We start from the raw sequence: 17429 nt of genomic DNA, 5'->3' as shown, positions 1-17429 counted from the left end.
CATGGCCGAGTCACAACCCCTGTCTGCCGCCCCTGAGGGGGCGGAATATCTCAGGGCGGTGCTACGGGCACCGGTCTATGAAGCGGCGCAGATTACGCCGCTGCAGAAAATGGAAAAGCTCTCTTCGCGTCTTGATAACGTGATCCTGGTGAAGCGAGAAGATCGCCAGCCGGTGCATAGCTTCAAGCTGCGCGGGGCCTACGCGATGATGGCGGGGCTGACGGAAGCGCAGAAAGCGCAGGGTGTGATCACCGCTTCCGCAGGTAACCACGCTCAGGGCGTGGCTTTCTCCGCCTCGCGCCTTGGCGTGAAGGCGCTGATCGTGATGCCGGTTGCGACGGCGGATATCAAAGTCGACGCGGTGCGTAACTTTGGTGGCGAAGTCCTGCTGCACGGTGCCAATTTTGACGAAGCGAAAGCAAAAGCCATTGAGCTGGCGCAACAGCAGAACTTCACTTGGGTGCCGCCCTTTGACCATCCGATGGTGATTGCCGGGCAGGGCACGATGGCGCTGGAACTGCTGCAGCAGGATGCCCATCTGGACCGCGTTTTTGTTCCGGTCGGCGGCGGCGGTCTTGCCGCGGGCGTCGCGGTTCTGATCAAGCAACTGATGCCGCAGATCAAGGTGATTGCGGTCGAAGCGGAAGACTCTGCCTGCCTGAAAGCTGCGCTGGAAGCCGGGCATCCGGTGGACCTGCCGCGCGTCGGGCTGTTTGCCGAAGGGGTGGCGGTGAAACGCATCGGTGACGAGACCTTCCGGGTTTGCCAGGAGTATCTCGACGATATTATCACCGTCGACAGCGATGCGATTTGCGCGGCGATGAAAGACCTGTTCGAAGATGTCCGTGCCGTAGCAGAACCGTCCGGCGCGCTGGCGCTGGCGGGGATGAAGAAATATATCGCTCAGCATGATATTCGCGGCGAACGACTGGCACACGTGTTGTCCGGCGCCAACGTTAACTTCCACGGCCTGCGCTACGTTTCCGAACGCTGCGAGCTGGGGGAACAACGCGAAGCGCTGCTGGCGGTCACCATCCCGGAAGAGAAAGGCAGCTTCCTGAAGTTTTGCCAGCTGCTGGGCGGGCGTTCAGTCACCGAATTCAACTACCGTTTCGCTGATGCTCAGGACGCCTGTATCTTCGTCGGTGTCCGTCTGAGCCGCGGTCTGGAAGAGCGCAAAGAGATTCTGGATCTGCTGCGGGAAGGCGGCTATAGCGTGGTCGATCTTTCCGATGACGAAATGGCGAAGCTGCATGTGCGCTATATGGTCGGCGGGCGGCCGTCAAAACCGCTGCAGGAGCGGCTGTTCAGCTTCGAATTCCCAGAGTCGCCAGGGGCGCTGCTTAAGTTCCTGCATACGTTAGGTACCCACTGGAACATCTCGCTGTTCCACTACCGCAGCCATGGGACCGACTATGGTCGCGTGCTGGCCGGTTTTGAGCTTGGCGATCATGAGCCGGATTTTGAAACCCGACTGCATGAGCTGGGCTATGACTGCCACGATGAAACGCATAACCCGGCATTTCGCTTCTTTCTTGCGGGTTAGTGGTTAGGCAACAAAGACCAGAAAGCATCAATAAGCGGCTCATACAGCCGCTTTTTTTGTGCGCACACGCCCAGCTCAAACGGCGTTTTTTCATCGCTGCGCTCTAAAATCATTACGCGATTGCGTACCGGTTCCGGGCTGTTCTCCAGCACCACTTCGGGAATCAGGGCTACGCCGCAGCCCAGTGCGACCATCGAGACCATCGCCTCATGGCCACCCACGGTGGCGTAAATTGACGGATTGCTGATTTTTTGCCGCCGGAACCACAGTTCGATGCGCCGACGCACCGGGCCCTGATCGGCCATGATAAATGGCACCGTTGACCAGTCGGGGTTCTCCACCGAAATCTGACTACGTACCGGGCAAGGTAAGGCCGGGGCTATCAGCACCACCGCCAGATTCTCCAGCATCGAAAATGCCACTGCGCCCGGCAGCGTCTCCGGCTTGCCGGCGATCGCGAGGTCAGCTTCACCCGTCACCACTTTTTCCATGGCGTCGGCGGCATCGCCGGTGGTGAGCTTAATTTCTACCGAAGGGTGCTCGGCGCGAAAGCGGTCGAGAATAGGCGGTAGATGGCTGTAGGCGGCGGTGACGGAGCAGAAAATATGCAGCTCGCCGGACAGCGACGGGCCCTGCTGATCGATGGTGTGGCGCAATTGCTGATACTGCAACAGCGTCTGCTGGGCAAACGTTCTCAGCTCTTCGCCCGCTTCGGTGAGCGTGACCGTGCGGTTATCGCGGACAAACAGCGCCTGGCCAAGGTCTTCTTCCAGGCGCTGGATTTGCCGGGACAGGGTCGAGGGACTGACGTGCATCGCCCGCGCGCTGCGGCCAAAATGACGGCTTTCCGCCAGATGCAGGAAGGTTTTCAGATCGCGTAAATCCACTGGCCGCACTCCACGATTTTACATTGCAGATATTGCAATGTGACGTTGTGAATATATCAATTTCCGCAATGAATTTCCTGTCATATAGTGGGTTCATTCTCGCTAACCACAATACGGCAAGCGAACCGAACAATAAGACGTACAACATCACGGAGTATCACCATGGCTAACTACTTTAATACACTGAACCTGCGCCAGCAGCTGGCACAGCTGGGTAAATGTCGTTTTATGGCTCGCGACGAATTCGCCGATGGCGCCAGCTACCTTCAGGGTAAAAAAGTGGTCATCGTCGGCTGCGGCGCCCAGGGTCTGAACCAGGGTCTGAACATGCGTGACTCTGGCCTCGATATCTCCTACGCACTGCGTAAAGAAGCTATCGCTGAAAAACGAGCTTCCTGGCGTAAAGCGACGGAAAACGGTTTTACCGTTGGGACTTATGAAGATCTGATCCCGCAGGCTGATCTGGTGGTTAACCTGACGCCGGACAAACAGCACTCTGACGTTGTTCGTTCTGTACAGCCGCTGATGAAAGATGGCGCTGCGCTGGGCTACTCTCACGGTTTCAACATCGTGGAAGTGGGCGAGCAGATCCGTAAAGACATCACCGTCGTGATGGTCGCACCGAAGTGCCCGGGTACCGAAGTGCGTGAAGAGTACAAACGCGGTTTCGGCGTACCGACGTTGATCGCTGTTCACCCGGAAAACGACCCGAAAGGCGAAGGCATGGCTATCGCTAAAGCCTGGGCTGCGGCGACCGGTGGTCACCGTGCCGGCGTACTGGAGTCCTCCTTCGTTGCGGAAGTAAAATCTGACCTGATGGGCGAGCAGACTATTCTGTGCGGTATGCTGCAGGCTGGTTCTCTGCTGTGCTTCGACAAGCTGGTGGCTGAAGGCACCGACCCGGCTTACGCAGAAAAACTGATTCAGTTCGGCTGGGAAACCATCACCGAAGCGCTGAAGCAGGGCGGTATCACCCTGATGATGGATCGCCTGTCCAACCCGGCGAAACTGCGTGCTTATGCGCTGTCCGAGCAGCTGAAAGAGATCATGGCGCCGCTGTTCCAGAAACACATGGATGACATCATCTCCGGTGAATTCTCTTCCGGCATGATGGCTGACTGGGCTAACGACGATAAGAAACTGCTGACCTGGCGTGAAGAGACCGGTGCAACCGCGTTCGAAACCGCTCCGCAGTTCGAAGGTAAAATCGGCGAGCAGGAGTACTTCGATAAAGGCGTTCTGATGATCGCTATGGTGAAAGCGGGCGTTGAGCTGGCGTTCGAAACCATGGTTGATTCCGGCATCATTGAAGAGTCCGCTTACTACGAATCACTGCACGAGCTGCCGCTGATTGCCAACACCATCGCGCGTAAGCGTCTGTATGAAATGAACGTAGTTATCTCCGACACCGCAGAATACGGTAACTACCTGTTCTCTTACGCTTGCGTACCGCTGCTGAAAGAGTTCATGACCACTCTGCAGACCGGTGACCTCGGCAAAGCGATCGCGGAAGGCGCGGTAGATAACGCCCAGCTGCGTGACGTGAACGACGCGATTCGTAACCACCCGATCGAATCCGTTGGCCACAAACTGCGCGGCTACATGACTGACATGAAACGTATTGCTGTTGCGGGCTAACGCTCCGCTCTGAATACGAGACGTCAATAAACGAAAACCCGGCATGCGTCAGCGCTGCCGGGTTTTTTGTTTTTGCATCAATCATCGTGAACCACTCTCAGGCAGAGTGGTTCGGTCGTTATTACTTGCGGTACAGGACTTTGATGATGTGATAGCCAAACTGGGTGTGCAGCGGGCCGGTTGGTTCCAGCTCAGGGCAGGAGAAGACCACTTTATCAAACGCCGGAACCATCTGGCCCTGACGGAATTCACCTAAATGGCCGCCTTTTTTACCTGACGGGCAGGTAGAGTGTTTTTTCGCCAGCTTCTCGAAATCGGCGCCGTTTTTGATCTGCTCCAGCAGGTCGAGGGCCAGTTTCTCTTCTTTCACCAGAATGTGCATTGCTGCCGCTGTTTTTGCCATGATCGTGCCTTGATAAGTTGCTATGAATCAGACGGCAATACTAGCATGCGCTAGCGGCGATACAGCACCTTAATGATGTGGTAGCCGAACTTAGTTTTTACCGGTCCGTAGGGTTTGAGCAGTGGGCAACTGAAGACGGCGCTGTCAAACGGGCCAACCATGACGCCCCGGTTAAATTCACCAAGATCGCCACCGTTGCGGCCAGATGGGCACTTTGAATAGCGCTTTGCCAGATGATCGAAGCTCACGCCACGTTCCAGTTTGGCGAGGATCTCTTGCGCCAGCTTCTCTTCTTTTACCAGGATATGCAGGGCTGCTGCGCTCTTTGCCATTATTTTGTTCTCACGTCTCAAAGATGTCCCGTTACTTTACCACCCACCTTAGCCGCGGACATATACTCTTCGCCATCGCGGGACAGATGTCTCGCCTGATGTATGGAAGCGGGAGATGGGCGACATTTTTATCCGCCGTATTCCCTCTTGCCGGGGACAGCCGTCCTGCCCCTGAAGCCGTGGAGTGATATAACATGGATACAATGAAAAAACCTGAATTTTCAGTCGGCTGGCTTACCGGGCTTGGTGAGATTGTTAGCGATCCGCAGCTCTATGAATTACTGAAATACTGCCCTCTGGAAATCATGCAGCGCTGGTGCTTTGAAGAGATCCCGCGCGGTGCTTTTATCTGCCGGCAAGGGGAAGTGTGTCAGCATTTTTCGCTGATTATTGCCGGTGAGGTGGATGTTTTCTATGAAGCCGAAGATGGGCGTCGTTACCGTCAGGCCCGCTACCGTAAAGGCGACATGCTGGGAGAGCTCGAGATCTTTGAGTCGCGTCATTACATCTGCTCGGTGGTAGCGGTAGGGCATGTGCAGCTTCTGAGTTTGTCGCAGGAACATTTCTGCCGCTGGCTGGTATTAGATAACCATTTTAACCAGCGGATGCTGCGCTTCTTTAGTCAGCAATATTACCAGCTATCGAAAAAGGCCAGCAGCGACAATCTTTACTCGCTGCATCAGCGGGTATGCCAGGCGTTATGGCTGCGCTATCAACAGGATAGGGCGAGTGAAATCTTGCTGGATAAGCAGAATCTTAGCCAGGAGTTCGCGGCGACGACCCGCAGTATTAATCGTATTTTGCATGACCTGAAAGCGTTACAGATCATTGATACCGATGGTGAACGCATTGTGCTGTTAGCCCCTGAAAAACTAAAGCAGGAGGCTGATATCGGATAACCGTAAGAGTAAAGGAGGTGGGGGAATGTCGCTGCAACCTCATATCCAGTTGAGCCAGGAAATGACCAGCGCACGGTATGCGCTGCTACCGGGCGACCCGCAGCGGGTCGACCGCATCATTAAATTTCTTGATAACCCAGAACCTCTTGGTCAAAACCGGGAGTTTCGCGCCGCGCGCGGCTGGTATCAGGGCGTCGAGATTTTAGTACTCTCTACCGGAATCGGTGGACCGTCCACGGCGATTGCTATTGAAGAACTACGCCAGATCGGCGTAACGACACTAATTCGCATCGGCAGTTGCGGAGCATTGCAGGATAATCTTGCGCTCGGCGACGTGATTATCGCTCATGCCGCGGTTATGGATGACGGAACCAGCCGTACCTATGCGCCCGCGGGCTATCCGGCCTGCGCCGACCCGCATTTAACCTGGGAACTGATGACGAAGGCGCGCCAGATGAATATCCCCGCTATCTGCGGTCTGGTGCGCAGCCACGACAGTTTTTATACCGACCGGGAAGAGGTGCTTGATGCGCAGTGGTCGGCGCTGGGCGTTCTTGGGGCGGATATGGAGAGCGCTGCTCTGATGACTATCGGCGCACTGCGTGGGTTACGTACGGCGTCATTACTCAACGTGGTGGTTGCGCACAACGGTTGTCTGGATAGCAGTATTAATGATTATGTTCAGCAGGAAGCGCTGTGTCAGCAGGGCGAAGAACGGCAAATTACCCTGGCGCTCCGCGTCATTTATTCCGCTAGCCAGCAAGGAGGTCAGTGATGGACTTTTTTAGCATTAACAATGTGATGGTCAATATTCCTCTTGGCGAAGGCGGCTACGCGCTATCGTGGATTGAAGCCATTGGTACCGTGTTTGGTCTGCTGTGCATCTGGTGCGCTAGTCGGGAAAAAATTATCAACTATCTGTTTGGCCTGATTAACGTCACGCTGTTTGCGGCGATTTTCTTTCAGATTCAGCTCTATGCCAGCCTGTTGCTGCAGGTATTTTTCTTCGCCGCCAACATATACGGCTGGTATGCATGGAGTCGGCAAAACGAGGCGCAGGAAGCCGCGCTCAAGGTACGCTGGCTTTCCCGCCAGCAAACCCTCGTATTAGCAGGCGTTTGCGCGGTGGCGATTGTTCTGATGACGCTGTTTATCGACCCTGTTTTCTCGGCGCTTACCCGCATCATGATTGCCCTGCTGCAAACATTTGGTATGCAGGTCGCTATGCCTGACCTCCAGCCCGACGCCTTCCCGTTCTGGGATTCGACCATGCTGGTATTGTCGATTGCGGCCATGGTACTGATGACGCGCAAGTTCGTCGAAAACTGGCTACTGTGGGTGTTTGTCGACGTGATTAGCGTGGTTATCTACGCGGTGCAGGGCGTTTACGCCATGTCGCTAGAATATGTCCTGCTGACGGCGATTGCGGTGATGGGATCCTACAGCTGGATCAAGAGCGCGCAGCGCAACGGCTATACGCCACTAGCCGCGACGGCTTCCTGATAGACCGATTTTCAGGCTACCCGCAAGGGTAGTCTGTTACTCCTTCTCCCCCTCTTTCTGCTACAATCCCCACCCCGTTCGAAGATTGAGCAAAATACTCCCATGCGTTTAAACCCTGGCCAACAACAAGCCGTCGAATTCGTTACCGGACCGTGCCTGGTGCTGGCGGGTGCCGGTTCCGGTAAAACCCGCGTTATAACCAATAAAATCGCCCATTTGATCCGCGGCTGCGGTTATCAGGCGCGCCATATCGCGGCGGTGACTTTTACCAACAAGGCAGCGCGTGAGATGAAAGAGCGCGTCGGGCAAACGCTGGGACGCAAAGAGGCGCGCGGCCTGATGATCTCTACGTTCCACACGCTGGGGCTGGATATCATCAAACGTGAGTACGCCGCGTTAGGCATGAAATCTAACTTTTCGCTGTTCGACGATACCGACCAGGTAGCGCTGTTAAAAGAGCTCACCGAAGGGATTATCGAAGACGATAAAGTGGTGCTTCAGCAGCTGATCTCCACGATCTCCAACTGGAAAAACGATCTGCAAACGCCTTCACAGGCGGCTGCTGGCGCAAAAGGAGAGCGGGATCGGATCTTTGCTCACTGCTACGGGCTGTACGACGCGCATATGAAAGCCTGTAATGTACTCGACTTCGACGATCTGATTCTGCTGCCGACGTTGCTGCTGCAGCGCAACGAAGAGGTGCGGGAGCGCTGGCAGAACAGAATTCGCTATCTGCTGGTGGATGAATACCAGGACACCAACACCAGCCAGTATGAACTGGTGAAACTGCTGGTGGGGCAGCGGGCACGCTTTACCGTGGTGGGAGATGACGATCAGTCGATCTACTCCTGGCGCGGCGCGCGGCCACAGAACCTGGTGCTGCTTAGCCAGGATTTCCCGGCGCTACAGGTGATCAAGCTGGAGCAGAACTACCGTTCTTCCGGGCGTATCCTGAAGGCGGCTAACATCCTGATTGCCAATAACCCGCATGTTTTCGAGAAACGACTGTTTTCCGAGCTGGGCTATGGAGTAGAGCTGAAGGTGCTCTCCGCTAACAATGAAGATCATGAAGCGGAACGTGTCGCCGGTGAACTGATCGCTCACCACTTTATTAATAAAACCGAATATAAGGATTACGCGATCCTTTATCGCGGCAACCACCAGTCGCGGGTTTTCGAAAAGATGCTGATGCAAAACCGCATCCCGTACAAAATTTCTGGAGGCACGTCATTCTTCTCGCGCCCGGAAATTAAAGACCTGCTGGCCTACCTGCGCGTGCTGACCAACCCTGATGATGACAGCGCTTTTATGCGCATAGTGAATACGCCAAAGCGTGAAATTGGTTCGGCGACGCTTAAAAAGCTGGGCGAATGGGCGATGGGGCGCAATAAAAGCATGTTTACCGCCAGCTTCGATATGGGGCTGACCCAGACGCTGAGCGGGCGCGGCTATGAGTCTTTAACCCGCTTCACCCAGTGGCTGCGGGAGATCCAGCAGCTTTCAGAGCGTGAGCCAATTGCGGCTGTCCGTGACCTGATACGCGGTGTGGATTATGAATCCTGGCTTTATGAGACCTCGCCCAGCCCGAAAGCCGCTGAAATGCGGATGAAAAACGTCAATACCCTGTTCACGTGGATGACCGAAATGCTGGAAGGCAGCGATATTGATGAGCCGATGACGCTTACTCAGGTCGTCACCCGCTTCACGCTGCGCGATATGATGGAACGCGGCGAGTCAGATGAAGAGTCTGATCAGGTGCAGCTGATGACCCTGCATGCCTCGAAGGGGCTGGAATTTCCCTATGTGTACCTGGTAGGCATGGAAGAGGGATTGCTTCCCCATCAGAGCAGCATCGATGAAGATAACGTAGATGAAGAGCGTCGCCTTGCCTACGTTGGTATCACCCGTGCGCAGAAAGAGCTGACTTTTACCTTGTGCAAAGAACGCCGTCAGTACGGAGAGCTGGTGCGCCCGGAACCGAGTCGCTTCCTGCTGGAACTGCCGCAGGACGACCTGATTTGGGAGCAGGAACGCAAAGTTATTTCTGCGGAAGAGCGTATGCATAAAGGTCAGGCGAACGTCGCCAACATCCGGGCGATGCTGGCGAAAGCGCGTAAATAGCGGTTAGCGGTTATTTTCCTGTCGAAGCTGGAACTGGCGTAGCTCCTGGCGGGTAGGCGCGCCGTCTGAGCCAGGCCTGGTCACGACGATAGCCGCCACCTCATTGCCTAGCCGCGTCGCCTGACGCAGGCTCATCCCGCAGGCCAGCCCGGCAATCGTTCCCGCGCAGTGGCTGTCTCCTGCGGCAATCGTATCGTGAACTTCCACGCGGCATGCCGGGATATGCAGCGGCTCCACGTTGGGTTCAACCACCCACGCGCCGTCTTTATCAAACCGACAAATGGCCCGAAGCCACCAGTCGCTGGCGAGCCGCGAGGCTGAATCAAGCGTGACGCTATCCTGCCCATACAAACGTGCGCTTAGTATACTGAGTTCGCCGCGGTTCAGGGTAAGCACGGGACGTTTGCGCAACAGCGCCTTAATAAAGCCAATATCCAGATCGCCCAGACGAGGGCCAAAATCGACAAACAGGGTTTTATCTTCCGTAAGGCCCAGAATCCACTGGCGCAGCGCTTCGCTGGCCAGCTCGTAGCCCGAGACGTAAATAATCGCCTCCTTTGGCTGCGGAATTTGCGCCAGTAATCCGGCGCTCCAGTGCTGCTCGCAGCCCTCAACGGTGATAAACGTCCGCTCTTTATTGGCCTCGACGAGAGCCAGACACCAGCCGTTATCGTGGGTAGGGTGGCGTAGTAGGACAGGTAGATTCTCCAGCGCCATTTTTTGCGCAACGGCTTGCCCCCAGTCGCCATTGCCTACCGGTATCGCATTAACCGGGGCCAGGTCGAGACGTGCGAGCGCCCGGGCGACGTTAAACGCGCAGCCGCCAATTTGCCGTCCGCCGTCCCGGGCTGAGACATCGCCACCGCTTTGCGGCAGCGCATCGAGATGGAGAATAATGTCGCCAAAAGCAGCGCCAATAACGACGATCGGCCGCTGTGGCGATAGCTGATCAGCGGTTATTGTCATGGCAAACCTCCTTCCTGGTTCCAAAAGCGAGATACAGCACCAGGCTCAGAACAAAAGAGACGAATAATCCCAGACTGGAGTCTGCGAAAATCCCGACCGCAAAAGGCCCGTCGATAAACCCGGTTTTGGATACCATTAGTCCAGCCAGCGCGCCGACAAGCCAGCAGCTCAGCGCGGTTCGGTTCGCGCCGCTTTCCCTGAATAAATCAGCTTCCGAGTATCCGACATGGCGGCGAATCCGGTAGAAGTCGACAATAAAAATAGCGGCCCAGGCGGCCAGAAATACCCCGCAGAAAATCAGAAACGCAATAAACGGCCCGAGAAAATCTTTCGAAACAAACAGCACGTAGAGCGCGACCCCCAGAACCAGCACGGCGTCGATGGCTACGGCGGTACGCTGCTGTAGCTTAATACCCATACTTAACAGATTAAGGCTAGCGGAATAGAGGCTCAATACTGCGATGGTCACGACCCCAGCGGTAGCCGCGGCAAGATAGGGGATTGCCATCCACGAAGGCAGCAGTTTGCCGATCGCGGAAATCGGGTTTTCACTGGACGCTAAATCAGGGATTTGGGCGGTAAGCAGTATCCCGGTGAGCATCAGCAGCAGTAAGGGAAGGGCGGCACCGCTAACAACGGCGAGAAAAATGCGCTTTTCACCGGAATCAGGACGCTGATCCCGACTATAGTCAGCACCGGCGATAGCCCAACTAATGCCGGTGCCTGCGGCGATAATAGAGACTGCCGGGAGAAAACCGGTCAACCAGCTACCTGAAGGCAGATCGAGGATAGCCTGCCAGTCCGCGGTGAACAGCAAATAAATCACTACCAGTAGCGTCATGGCGCCAAATATACGGGTGATCCATTTTTGCATCATCAGCACGGCATTTTGGCCAAGCACGCTGACCAGCACGGTCAATCCGCCAAACAGGAAAAGCGATAGTGCTGTGGTGGTCAGGCTCTCTTCAAAACCCATGGCGGCGAACAGCGCGACGAGGGTAAGCGTACCGGTAATGATGTTGACCGATTCCCAGCCCATTAGGTTGACCCAGCAAAAGCTGGTGGGCGCGATATTGCCGCGTTTGCCAAATATGACGCGGGACAGCGTCAATGTTGTCGTTCGTCCGATTTTTCCCGCAATGCTGGTGACGCCGACCAGCGCAAAGGAGGCAACACCCGCCACGGCGGCAAGAATCGACTGCCAGAATGAGAGGCCGAATGACACAATAACTGCGCCGTAAACGACCCCCAGAATACCGATATTCGCGGCGCACCAGACGAAAAATAGCTGTACCGGCTTTTGGGTCTGGTGGACCGGGGGAACCAAATCGATCCCTAACTCCGCCATTCCGGGATCCGCAGTTTGGATATTGCCATCGTATGAAGCTTTGCTGTCCATATTGATGCCCTCTGTGAATTATGCGAAGCGGTAGCCTGCAAGCCGCTGTGCGTAAGGCGCGAAGTCAATGCTGTTGGCCTGATTAATCTGTTGTATATGTTCTTCAGGGAAAGATTCTATGCCGTGCAGCGCGCCGCAGATGGCGGTTGCCATCGCGCCTATGGTATCTGTGTCACCGCCTAAGTTTGCCGCCAGCATGGCGCATTTCATGGGCTGTGTTTTGGCCAACTCAACCAGCGCAATCGCGGCCGGGACGGATTCAATGATATCCATGCCGGCACCGATATCTTCGTAAATACGTTCGATACCAGTCAGGTGGTCAGTCTCTCTGCTCATCATCTCTAACGCTAAACGGAGACGATTTCCGAGGAGTGGACTAAAAGTGGACTCATACTGGTGCTGGGTTTCATTTGCGAGCGATGCCAGCTCCGTTTTGATTAACGGCCATCCGGCACCTTCAATGGCGCGGCTGATGGCCCAGGCAATCACCACCGCGCCGGCAATCGCGATATCTGATTTGTGCGTCGGTAGACAGGATAGCCGTACTTGCGTAATGAAAAACGCCCTGTCTCGGGTTGGCAATAGGCAACCCATCGGCGCTACACGCATCGCCGCTCCGTTGGTCACGCCGTTCGCCGCGATCTCATCAAGCGGCTGCCCCTGTTCAAGCGCAAGTAAGGAGGCTTTCGAGGTCGGGCCGAGTATATTTTTCTCAAACGCCTGACAGCGTCTGGCCCACAACAGAATATGTCTGGCGATGACTAGTGGATCGGTTACGCCGTTGGTTTCATTCAGCGCATCCATTAATGCGATGCACTGGTGCGTATCATCGGTGAACTCCGCAGCGCTAAATTCGCAGGCCGCTATATTCTCTTTCGGTCCAGGAAGAAAGCGTTCAATCCAGCCAAAATGGTTGATGACTCGACGTTTGGGCCACAGCTCGGAAGGCATTCCCATCGCATCTCCTATGGCTTGCCCATAAAGGCAGCCAAGGATGCGGCGTTCGGCTGTATAGGTAGGGCGAATATCAGACATCGACGACTCCCGGTCATAAATGAATAAAATTTGCACTAAAAATAGATCCAGATTAAGTCCAGTTAAAGTCCTTTATAGTCACTCTGTGATCGATGGCGCATTCTGATCGCAAATTGGGATCCGGGAGAGTGTGGAGAGGGGTTATGATGAGGGTATAGATTCCAGTATGGATCCACTATGATAAATCCACTGGTGATTAATCCCTTAAGGCCACTAAATTATGTCGCAACCGCTGCTTGAGTATATAAAAGGCCGCCTGAATGCCGAGGCGCCTGCGCCGCTTTATATTCAATTAAAACAGGCTATTGAAGCCGCAATGACGGATCGTTTGCTGACTCACGGAAGTATTTTGCCCTCCGAGCGCAAAATGTCGCAGACCCTCGAGCTATCGCGGGTGACGGTGGTTAAGGCACTCGATGCGCTGCTGGAAGCCGGACTGGTTATTAAGCGACACGGAAAAGGTACCGAGGTGAATTTGCCGGTAAGCTATAACCTTGCCAGCGGCGGATTTTCTGCTCAGCTACAAAATTCAGGAACGGTATCCAATCGGTGGCTGGTGAGGGAAAAGCTGGCGGCTGATGAGTTTCTGGCCCGCGAGCTGGAGATCGCTGTTGGAGATCGAGTGGCGAAAATAAAGCGCGTGCGTTTAGTCGATGCCCTACCGGTTTCCATCGAAACCATGTTTATCCCTGAACGTTTCTTGCCTCGCCCGGATTTACTCGAAGGCTCGCTGTATGCCTACTGGGCTGAAAACAATATTTTTCCCGATCTTCAGGATTACTCCTTGACGGTGCATATCCCTTCGGGTGAGGAGCTAAATTTGCTCGACTTACCGCACGGGGTACCGTTGATGCAAATTACGCTGAAAAGCCGCAACGCTCATGGGGAGGTGCTTGAGCATGGAACCGCGTTTTGCCTGAGTAATTACTTTAATTTTGATTTCAGAGTGAAATTGACAGGTCGGTGACTATTTAGTGCCGCTCAGGATGTGGCCGGTCTCTGAAATGAGCTATCGCTTTATGCGAGACCGGACAAGACCCAATTACTGTTCTTTGACCAGCAGCGGCCAGTGAACGTAGCTTTGCCACTGGCACTCTTGTTCTACCATCTCCCGGCCCAGCGGATGATTCTCCAGCCAGCCCTGCGGCATGGTTAGTGTCAGATTTTCATCTTTGGCAGCCAGCGTAATCATCGGCAGCAGATCGTCGCGACGGCGGCTGGCAAACAGGATCGCCAGACGCAGCAAGCGGCATAAATGCTCTGCCACTCGCGGCTTTACCGCGTTTTGCTGGTGGAGTGAAGAGAGGTCGATGGCGTTGGTTTGATTGAGCAATAACGTGGCGAGCAGCTTTTTTTGTGCCGGAGTGAAGCCGGGCAGATCAAGATTGCTCACCAGATAGGCGGCATGCTGCGGCGCGCGTTTAAAATCCACGCTCAGGCCGATTTCATGTAGCGCGCAGGCGCTGGCCAGCAGCTCGCGGCTCAATGATTCCAGCTCCCAGCTGTCGTCCAACTGATTCACCAGATGGGCCGCGAGATGGCTCACCCGGTGGGCCTGCTCGGTATCGATCATAAAGCGGCGCTGAATATTGCGCAGCGTACGGCTGCGGATATCCTGATCGACGGACAGATGCAGCATGCCGTAGACCAGACCTTCACGCAGTGCGCCGCCCGCGAGGGTCATGCACTGAATATTCAGTTCGCTGAAGATGGCAATAAGAATGGCCAGGCCGCTTGGGAAAACCAGCGCACGCTCTAAGGTTAAGCCTTCGATTTCCAGCTCTTCCAGACGCCCGCACTGGATCGCCCGCTGTTTGAGCTGCTGCAGTTTGGCTAAGGTGATGCGCTCATCCATGCCCTGCGCCATCATGATTTCCTGCAGCGCCTGCACGGTGCCGGATGCGCCAACGCACACCTTCCAGCCGTGGTAGTTCAGGGTGTCGGTAATCGGGCGCAGAACCTCGCGTGCGGCATCTTCTGCAAGTTCGAAGTTTTCTTTCGTCAGGTTACGATCGGCGAAGTAGCGTTCCAGCCAGGTCACGCACCCCATCGACAGGCTAAAGAGCGACGTGGTCTGGGCGCCTGTGCCGGTCACCAGTTCGGTACTGGCACCGCCGATATCGACCACCAGTCGGCGATCTTCACCGCCGGTGGTATGCGCCACGCCTTGATAGATCAGTCGTGCTTCTTCTTCACCGCTGATCACCTGTACCGGACAGCCGAGGATTTCCCGCGCTTTTGCTAAAAATTCATCGGCGTTGACGGCCAGGCGTAACGTGGCGGTTGCCACCACGCGAATTTGAGCCGGAGGGATATCCTGCAGGCGTTCGGCAAACAGGCGCAGGCACTGCCATCCACGCTCCATCGCGTCTGCGGAGAGCGCATTATCACTGTTCAGGCCAGCGGCCAGACGCACTTTGCGCTTGATGCGGCTGAGCGTCTGGATGCTCCCGGCCACCTCGCGTACAACCAACATATGAAAGCTATTGGAACCAAGATCGATAGCTGCATAAAGCGAGGTGGAACTCATACACTTCATCCTTCAAGTTGCCTCTGTGTTGACGGCGTTTTCGCGCCCGAATCACTTACCGGTGTAAGCGCATCGGGATTCACTCTCTTGCCGCCTTGATGCATCCTGAAGGATCTTGTGTATGGCATAAATCTTTAACCTGAACGACGACGGTTACGAGGCGGACCATTGCGACGCGGGCCATTACCTGTGCGCGGGCGCGACAGGCGCAGCGGCTTAGGCAAGTCGGTCATGAGTGCGTCCGGGTTGTACTTGCTGACCGGAATGGAATGACCGGTGTAGGTCTCAATCGCCGGCAGGTTCAACGCGTACTCTTCACAGGCCAGGCTGATGGAGTGACCGCTAGCGCCCGCGCGACCGGTACGGCCGATACGGTGAACGTAATCTTCGCAGTCGTCCGGCAGGTCAAAGTTAAAGACATGCGTAACGGCCGGGATATGCAGACCACGTGCAGCAACGTCTGTCGCCACCAGAATGTCGATATCGCCACGTGTAAAATCTTCAAGAATACGCAGGCGTTTTTTCTGTGCGACGTCGCCGGTTAACAGGCCAACGCGATGACCGTCCGCGGCCAGATGACCCCAGATATCTTCGCAACGATGTTTGGTGTTAGCGAAAATAATAGCGCGGTCCGGCCACTCTTCTTCCAGCAACGTCTGCAGCAGACGCATTTTTTCTTCGTTGGAAGGATAGAACAGCTCTTCTTTAATACGGTGACCCGTTTTTTGTTCCGGCTCGACTTCAACATACTCGGCGTTGTTCATCTGCTCGAACGCCAGTTCGCGGACACGGTAAGAAAGGGTCGCGGAGAACAGCATGTTCAGACGCTGGTTGGTTGGCGGCATGCGACGGAACAACCAACGGATATCTTTAATAAAGCCGAGATCGTACATGCGATCGGCTTCATCCAGTACGACGACCTGAATCGCCCCAAGGTTAATGTGATTCTGTTTTGCGTAATCGATCAGACGACCGGTCGTGCCGATCAGAATGTCGACGCCGCTTTCCAGGACTTTCAGCTGCTTATCGTAGCCGTCGCCGCCATACGCCAGACCCAGCTTCAGGCCTGTCGCCTGCGCCAGAGGTTCTGCGTCAGCGTGAATCTGTACCGCCAGCTCACGCGTCGGTGCCATGATCAGCGCGCGCGGTTGGTTGACCTGGCGGTCTTCTTTAGCCGGGTGAGTGAGAAGATAATGAAACGTTGACGTCAGGAACGCCATTGTTTTACCGGTACCGGTTTGCGCCTGCCCGGCGACATCACGACCTTCCAGTGTTAGTGGAAGCGCGAGGGCCTGAATGGGCGTACAATTATGAAAGCCTTTCTTTTCAAGGGCTTCAATCACTGCCGGGTGCAGGGCGAAGTCGGAAAACTTCTGTTCTGTTAAATGTGTTTTGCTCATAGTGTGGTAGAATATCAGCTTACTATTGCATTAAGAAAGCGTATCCGTTGAAATAACGTCAACCTTTCGTTGGCTATACGCGAAATGACTTAGGCTGCATCTGCGGCAACCGAATGAATCCTCGAAAGCTTAGACTACTCAGCGAGCCGAGGAGGATTAATCTACCCGAAACGGGTTGATGACGGTTTGTTTTGGCGCCTGCGAGACGAAGTCCATGAGGGACCGGGTCGCACAGCTGCCAGTATAAAGAGGCATCCTGAAGATTAACGTGTATAACGTAGCATCGGCACGTCGTTGATGTCTGCGACACCAACACACCAGGCTTATTCCTGTGGAGTTAAATATGAGCGATAAAATTATTCACCTGACTGACGACAGTTTTGACACGGACGTACTCAAGGCTGACGGGCTAACCCTCGTCGATTTCTGGGCAGAGTGGTGCGGTCCGTGCAAAATGATCGCCCCGATTCTGGATGAGATCGCTGAAGAGTATCAGGGCAAACTGACCATTGCTAAACTGAACATCGATCAGAACCCGGGTACGGCGCCAAAATATGGCATTCGCGGCATCCCAACCCTGCTGCTGTTTAAGAACGGCGAAGTCGCGGCAACCAAGGTTGGCGCACTGTCTAAAGGCCAACTGAAAGATTTCCTCGACGCCAACCTGGCGTAAGCGGTTTGCCATTCCGGCGTCCGGGGCCCTATTTTTAGCGGAACTCTGGACGCCCGGCTAGAGTCGTGCTAAGTTAACTTCAGACTTCGTTTTAAAC

16 protein-coding genes are annotated in these 17429 nt (G+C 55.1%); 8 read left to right on the top strand and 8 right to left on the bottom strand.

The window, feature by feature from the left end; genetic code table 11:
- The first annotated feature begins 1 nt into the window (after position 1).
- Positions 2 to 1546, top strand: coding sequence for a threonine ammonia-lyase, biosynthetic (gene ilvA, locus ACMYSN_RS14125; RefSeq protein ID WP_123758137.1), 1545 nt, complete (start codon positions 2 to 4; stop codon positions 1544 to 1546).
- On the opposite strand, the gene ilvY is transcribed toward ilvA, so the two are convergent.
- Positions 1543 to 2433 carry an HTH-type transcriptional activator IlvY gene (ilvY, locus tag ACMYSN_RS14120; protein WP_123758136.1) on the bottom strand — a complete coding sequence of 297 codons (891 nt, stop codon included), beginning with the start codon at positions 2431 to 2433 and terminating at the stop codon, positions 1543 to 1545. The two genes, ilvA and ilvY, sit on opposite strands and share 4 nt — an antisense overlap.
- Before the next feature lie 162 nt (positions 2434 to 2595).
- Between ilvY and ilvC the strand changes: the two genes are divergently transcribed.
- Positions 2596 to 4071: a ketol-acid reductoisomerase gene (gene ilvC, locus ACMYSN_RS14115; RefSeq protein ID WP_123758135.1), complete on the top strand. Its 1476-nt coding sequence runs from the start codon at positions 2596 to 2598 to the stop codon at positions 4069 to 4071.
- A gap of 121 nt (positions 4072 to 4192) precedes the next feature.
- Here the strand turns inward: ilvC and ppiC (ACMYSN_RS14110) are convergent, their stop codons facing one another.
- Together ppiC (ACMYSN_RS14110) and ppiC (ACMYSN_RS14105) are read right to left on the bottom strand one after the other, a co-directional pair.
- Positions 4193 to 4474 carry a peptidylprolyl isomerase PpiC gene (gene ppiC, locus ACMYSN_RS14110; RefSeq protein ID WP_123758134.1) on the bottom strand — a complete coding sequence of 94 codons (282 nt, stop codon included), beginning with the start codon at positions 4472 to 4474 and terminating at the stop codon, positions 4193 to 4195.
- A gap of 50 nt (positions 4475 to 4524) precedes the next feature.
- Positions 4525 to 4806, bottom strand: coding sequence for a peptidylprolyl isomerase PpiC (ppiC, locus tag ACMYSN_RS14105; protein WP_434586912.1), 282 nt, complete (start codon positions 4804 to 4806; stop codon positions 4525 to 4527).
- Between the two features lie 194 nt (positions 4807 to 5000).
- Between ppiC (ACMYSN_RS14105) and ACMYSN_RS14100 the strand changes: the two genes are divergently transcribed.
- From ACMYSN_RS14100 to rep, 4 genes are all read left to right on the top strand, one after another.
- Positions 5001 to 5705 carry a Crp/Fnr family transcriptional regulator gene (locus ACMYSN_RS14100; RefSeq protein WP_462495249.1) on the top strand — a complete coding sequence of 235 codons (705 nt, stop codon included), beginning with the start codon at positions 5001 to 5003 and terminating at the stop codon, positions 5703 to 5705.
- A gap of 25 nt (positions 5706 to 5730) precedes the next feature.
- Positions 5731 to 6480 carry a nucleoside phosphorylase gene (locus ACMYSN_RS14095; RefSeq protein WP_462495248.1) on the top strand — a complete coding sequence of 250 codons (750 nt, stop codon included), beginning with the start codon at positions 5731 to 5733 and terminating at the stop codon, positions 6478 to 6480.
- Positions 6480 to 7208 (top strand): nicotinamide riboside transporter PnuC, encoded by a 729-nt coding sequence (gene pnuC, locus ACMYSN_RS14090; RefSeq protein ID WP_462495247.1) that lies wholly within the window; start codon positions 6480 to 6482, stop codon positions 7206 to 7208. The genes ACMYSN_RS14095 and pnuC overlap by 1 nt, the downstream gene beginning before the upstream one ends.
- A gap of 102 nt (positions 7209 to 7310) precedes the next feature.
- Positions 7311 to 9329, top strand: coding sequence for a DNA helicase Rep (gene rep, locus ACMYSN_RS14085; protein ID WP_462495246.1), 2019 nt, complete (start codon positions 7311 to 7313; stop codon positions 9327 to 9329).
- A 3-nt stretch (positions 9330 to 9332) separates the two neighbouring features.
- Here the strand turns inward: rep and ACMYSN_RS14080 are convergent, their stop codons facing one another.
- From ACMYSN_RS14080 to ACMYSN_RS14070, 3 genes are read right to left on the bottom strand one after another with little or no spacing between them, the layout of a single operon-like run.
- A complete protein-coding gene (locus ACMYSN_RS14080; protein WP_462495245.1) occupies positions 9333 to 10295 on the bottom strand; it encodes a carbohydrate kinase family protein in 963 nt (320 codons plus the stop codon).
- On the bottom strand, positions 10279 to 11694 hold the full coding sequence (locus ACMYSN_RS14075; protein ID WP_462495244.1) for a purine-cytosine permease family protein: 1416 nt from the start codon (positions 11692 to 11694) through the stop codon (positions 10279 to 10281). Before ACMYSN_RS14075 ends, ACMYSN_RS14080 begins: the two co-directional genes overlap by 17 nt.
- Before the next feature lie 18 nt (positions 11695 to 11712).
- Positions 11713 to 12729: an ADP-ribosylglycohydrolase family protein gene (locus ACMYSN_RS14070; protein ID WP_462495243.1), complete on the bottom strand. Its 1017-nt coding sequence runs from the start codon at positions 12727 to 12729 to the stop codon at positions 11713 to 11715.
- A gap of 220 nt (positions 12730 to 12949) precedes the next feature.
- Between ACMYSN_RS14070 and ACMYSN_RS14065 the strand changes: the two genes are divergently transcribed.
- Entirely contained in the window at positions 12950 to 13696 is a 747-nt protein-coding gene (locus ACMYSN_RS14065; RefSeq protein ID WP_462495242.1) for a GntR family transcriptional regulator, read from the top strand.
- A 75-nt stretch (positions 13697 to 13771) separates the two neighbouring features.
- Here ACMYSN_RS14065 and gppA read toward each other — a convergent pair whose 3' ends face one another.
- Positions 13772 to 15268, bottom strand: a complete 1497-nt coding sequence (gene gppA, locus ACMYSN_RS14060) for a guanosine-5'-triphosphate,3'-diphosphate diphosphatase (protein ID WP_462495241.1) — start codon at positions 15266 to 15268, stop codon at positions 13772 to 13774.
- A gap of 125 nt (positions 15269 to 15393) precedes the next feature.
- The gene (rhlB, locus tag ACMYSN_RS14055) at positions 15394 to 16659 is read right to left on the bottom strand and encodes an ATP-dependent RNA helicase RhlB (RefSeq protein WP_123758130.1); all 1266 of its coding nucleotides are present in this window, start codon (positions 16657 to 16659) and stop codon (positions 15394 to 15396) included.
- A 343-nt stretch (positions 16660 to 17002) separates the two neighbouring features.
- Here rhlB and trxA point away from each other — a divergent pair, with 343 nt between their 5' ends.
- Positions 17003 to 17332 (top strand): thioredoxin TrxA, encoded by a 330-nt coding sequence (gene trxA / locus ACMYSN_RS14050; protein ID WP_123758129.1) that lies wholly within the window; start codon positions 17003 to 17005, stop codon positions 17330 to 17332.
- Positions 17333 to 17429: the final 97 nt, after the last annotated feature.

This window comes from Klebsiella sp. R445 (genome assembly GCF_051131755.1).
GTDB classification, from domain to species: Bacteria; Pseudomonadota; Gammaproteobacteria; order Enterobacterales; family Enterobacteriaceae; genus Klebsiella; species Klebsiella lignicola.
Note: the sequence above shows the minus strand (reverse complement) of the source record. Positions and strands in the feature narration are given on the sequence as shown.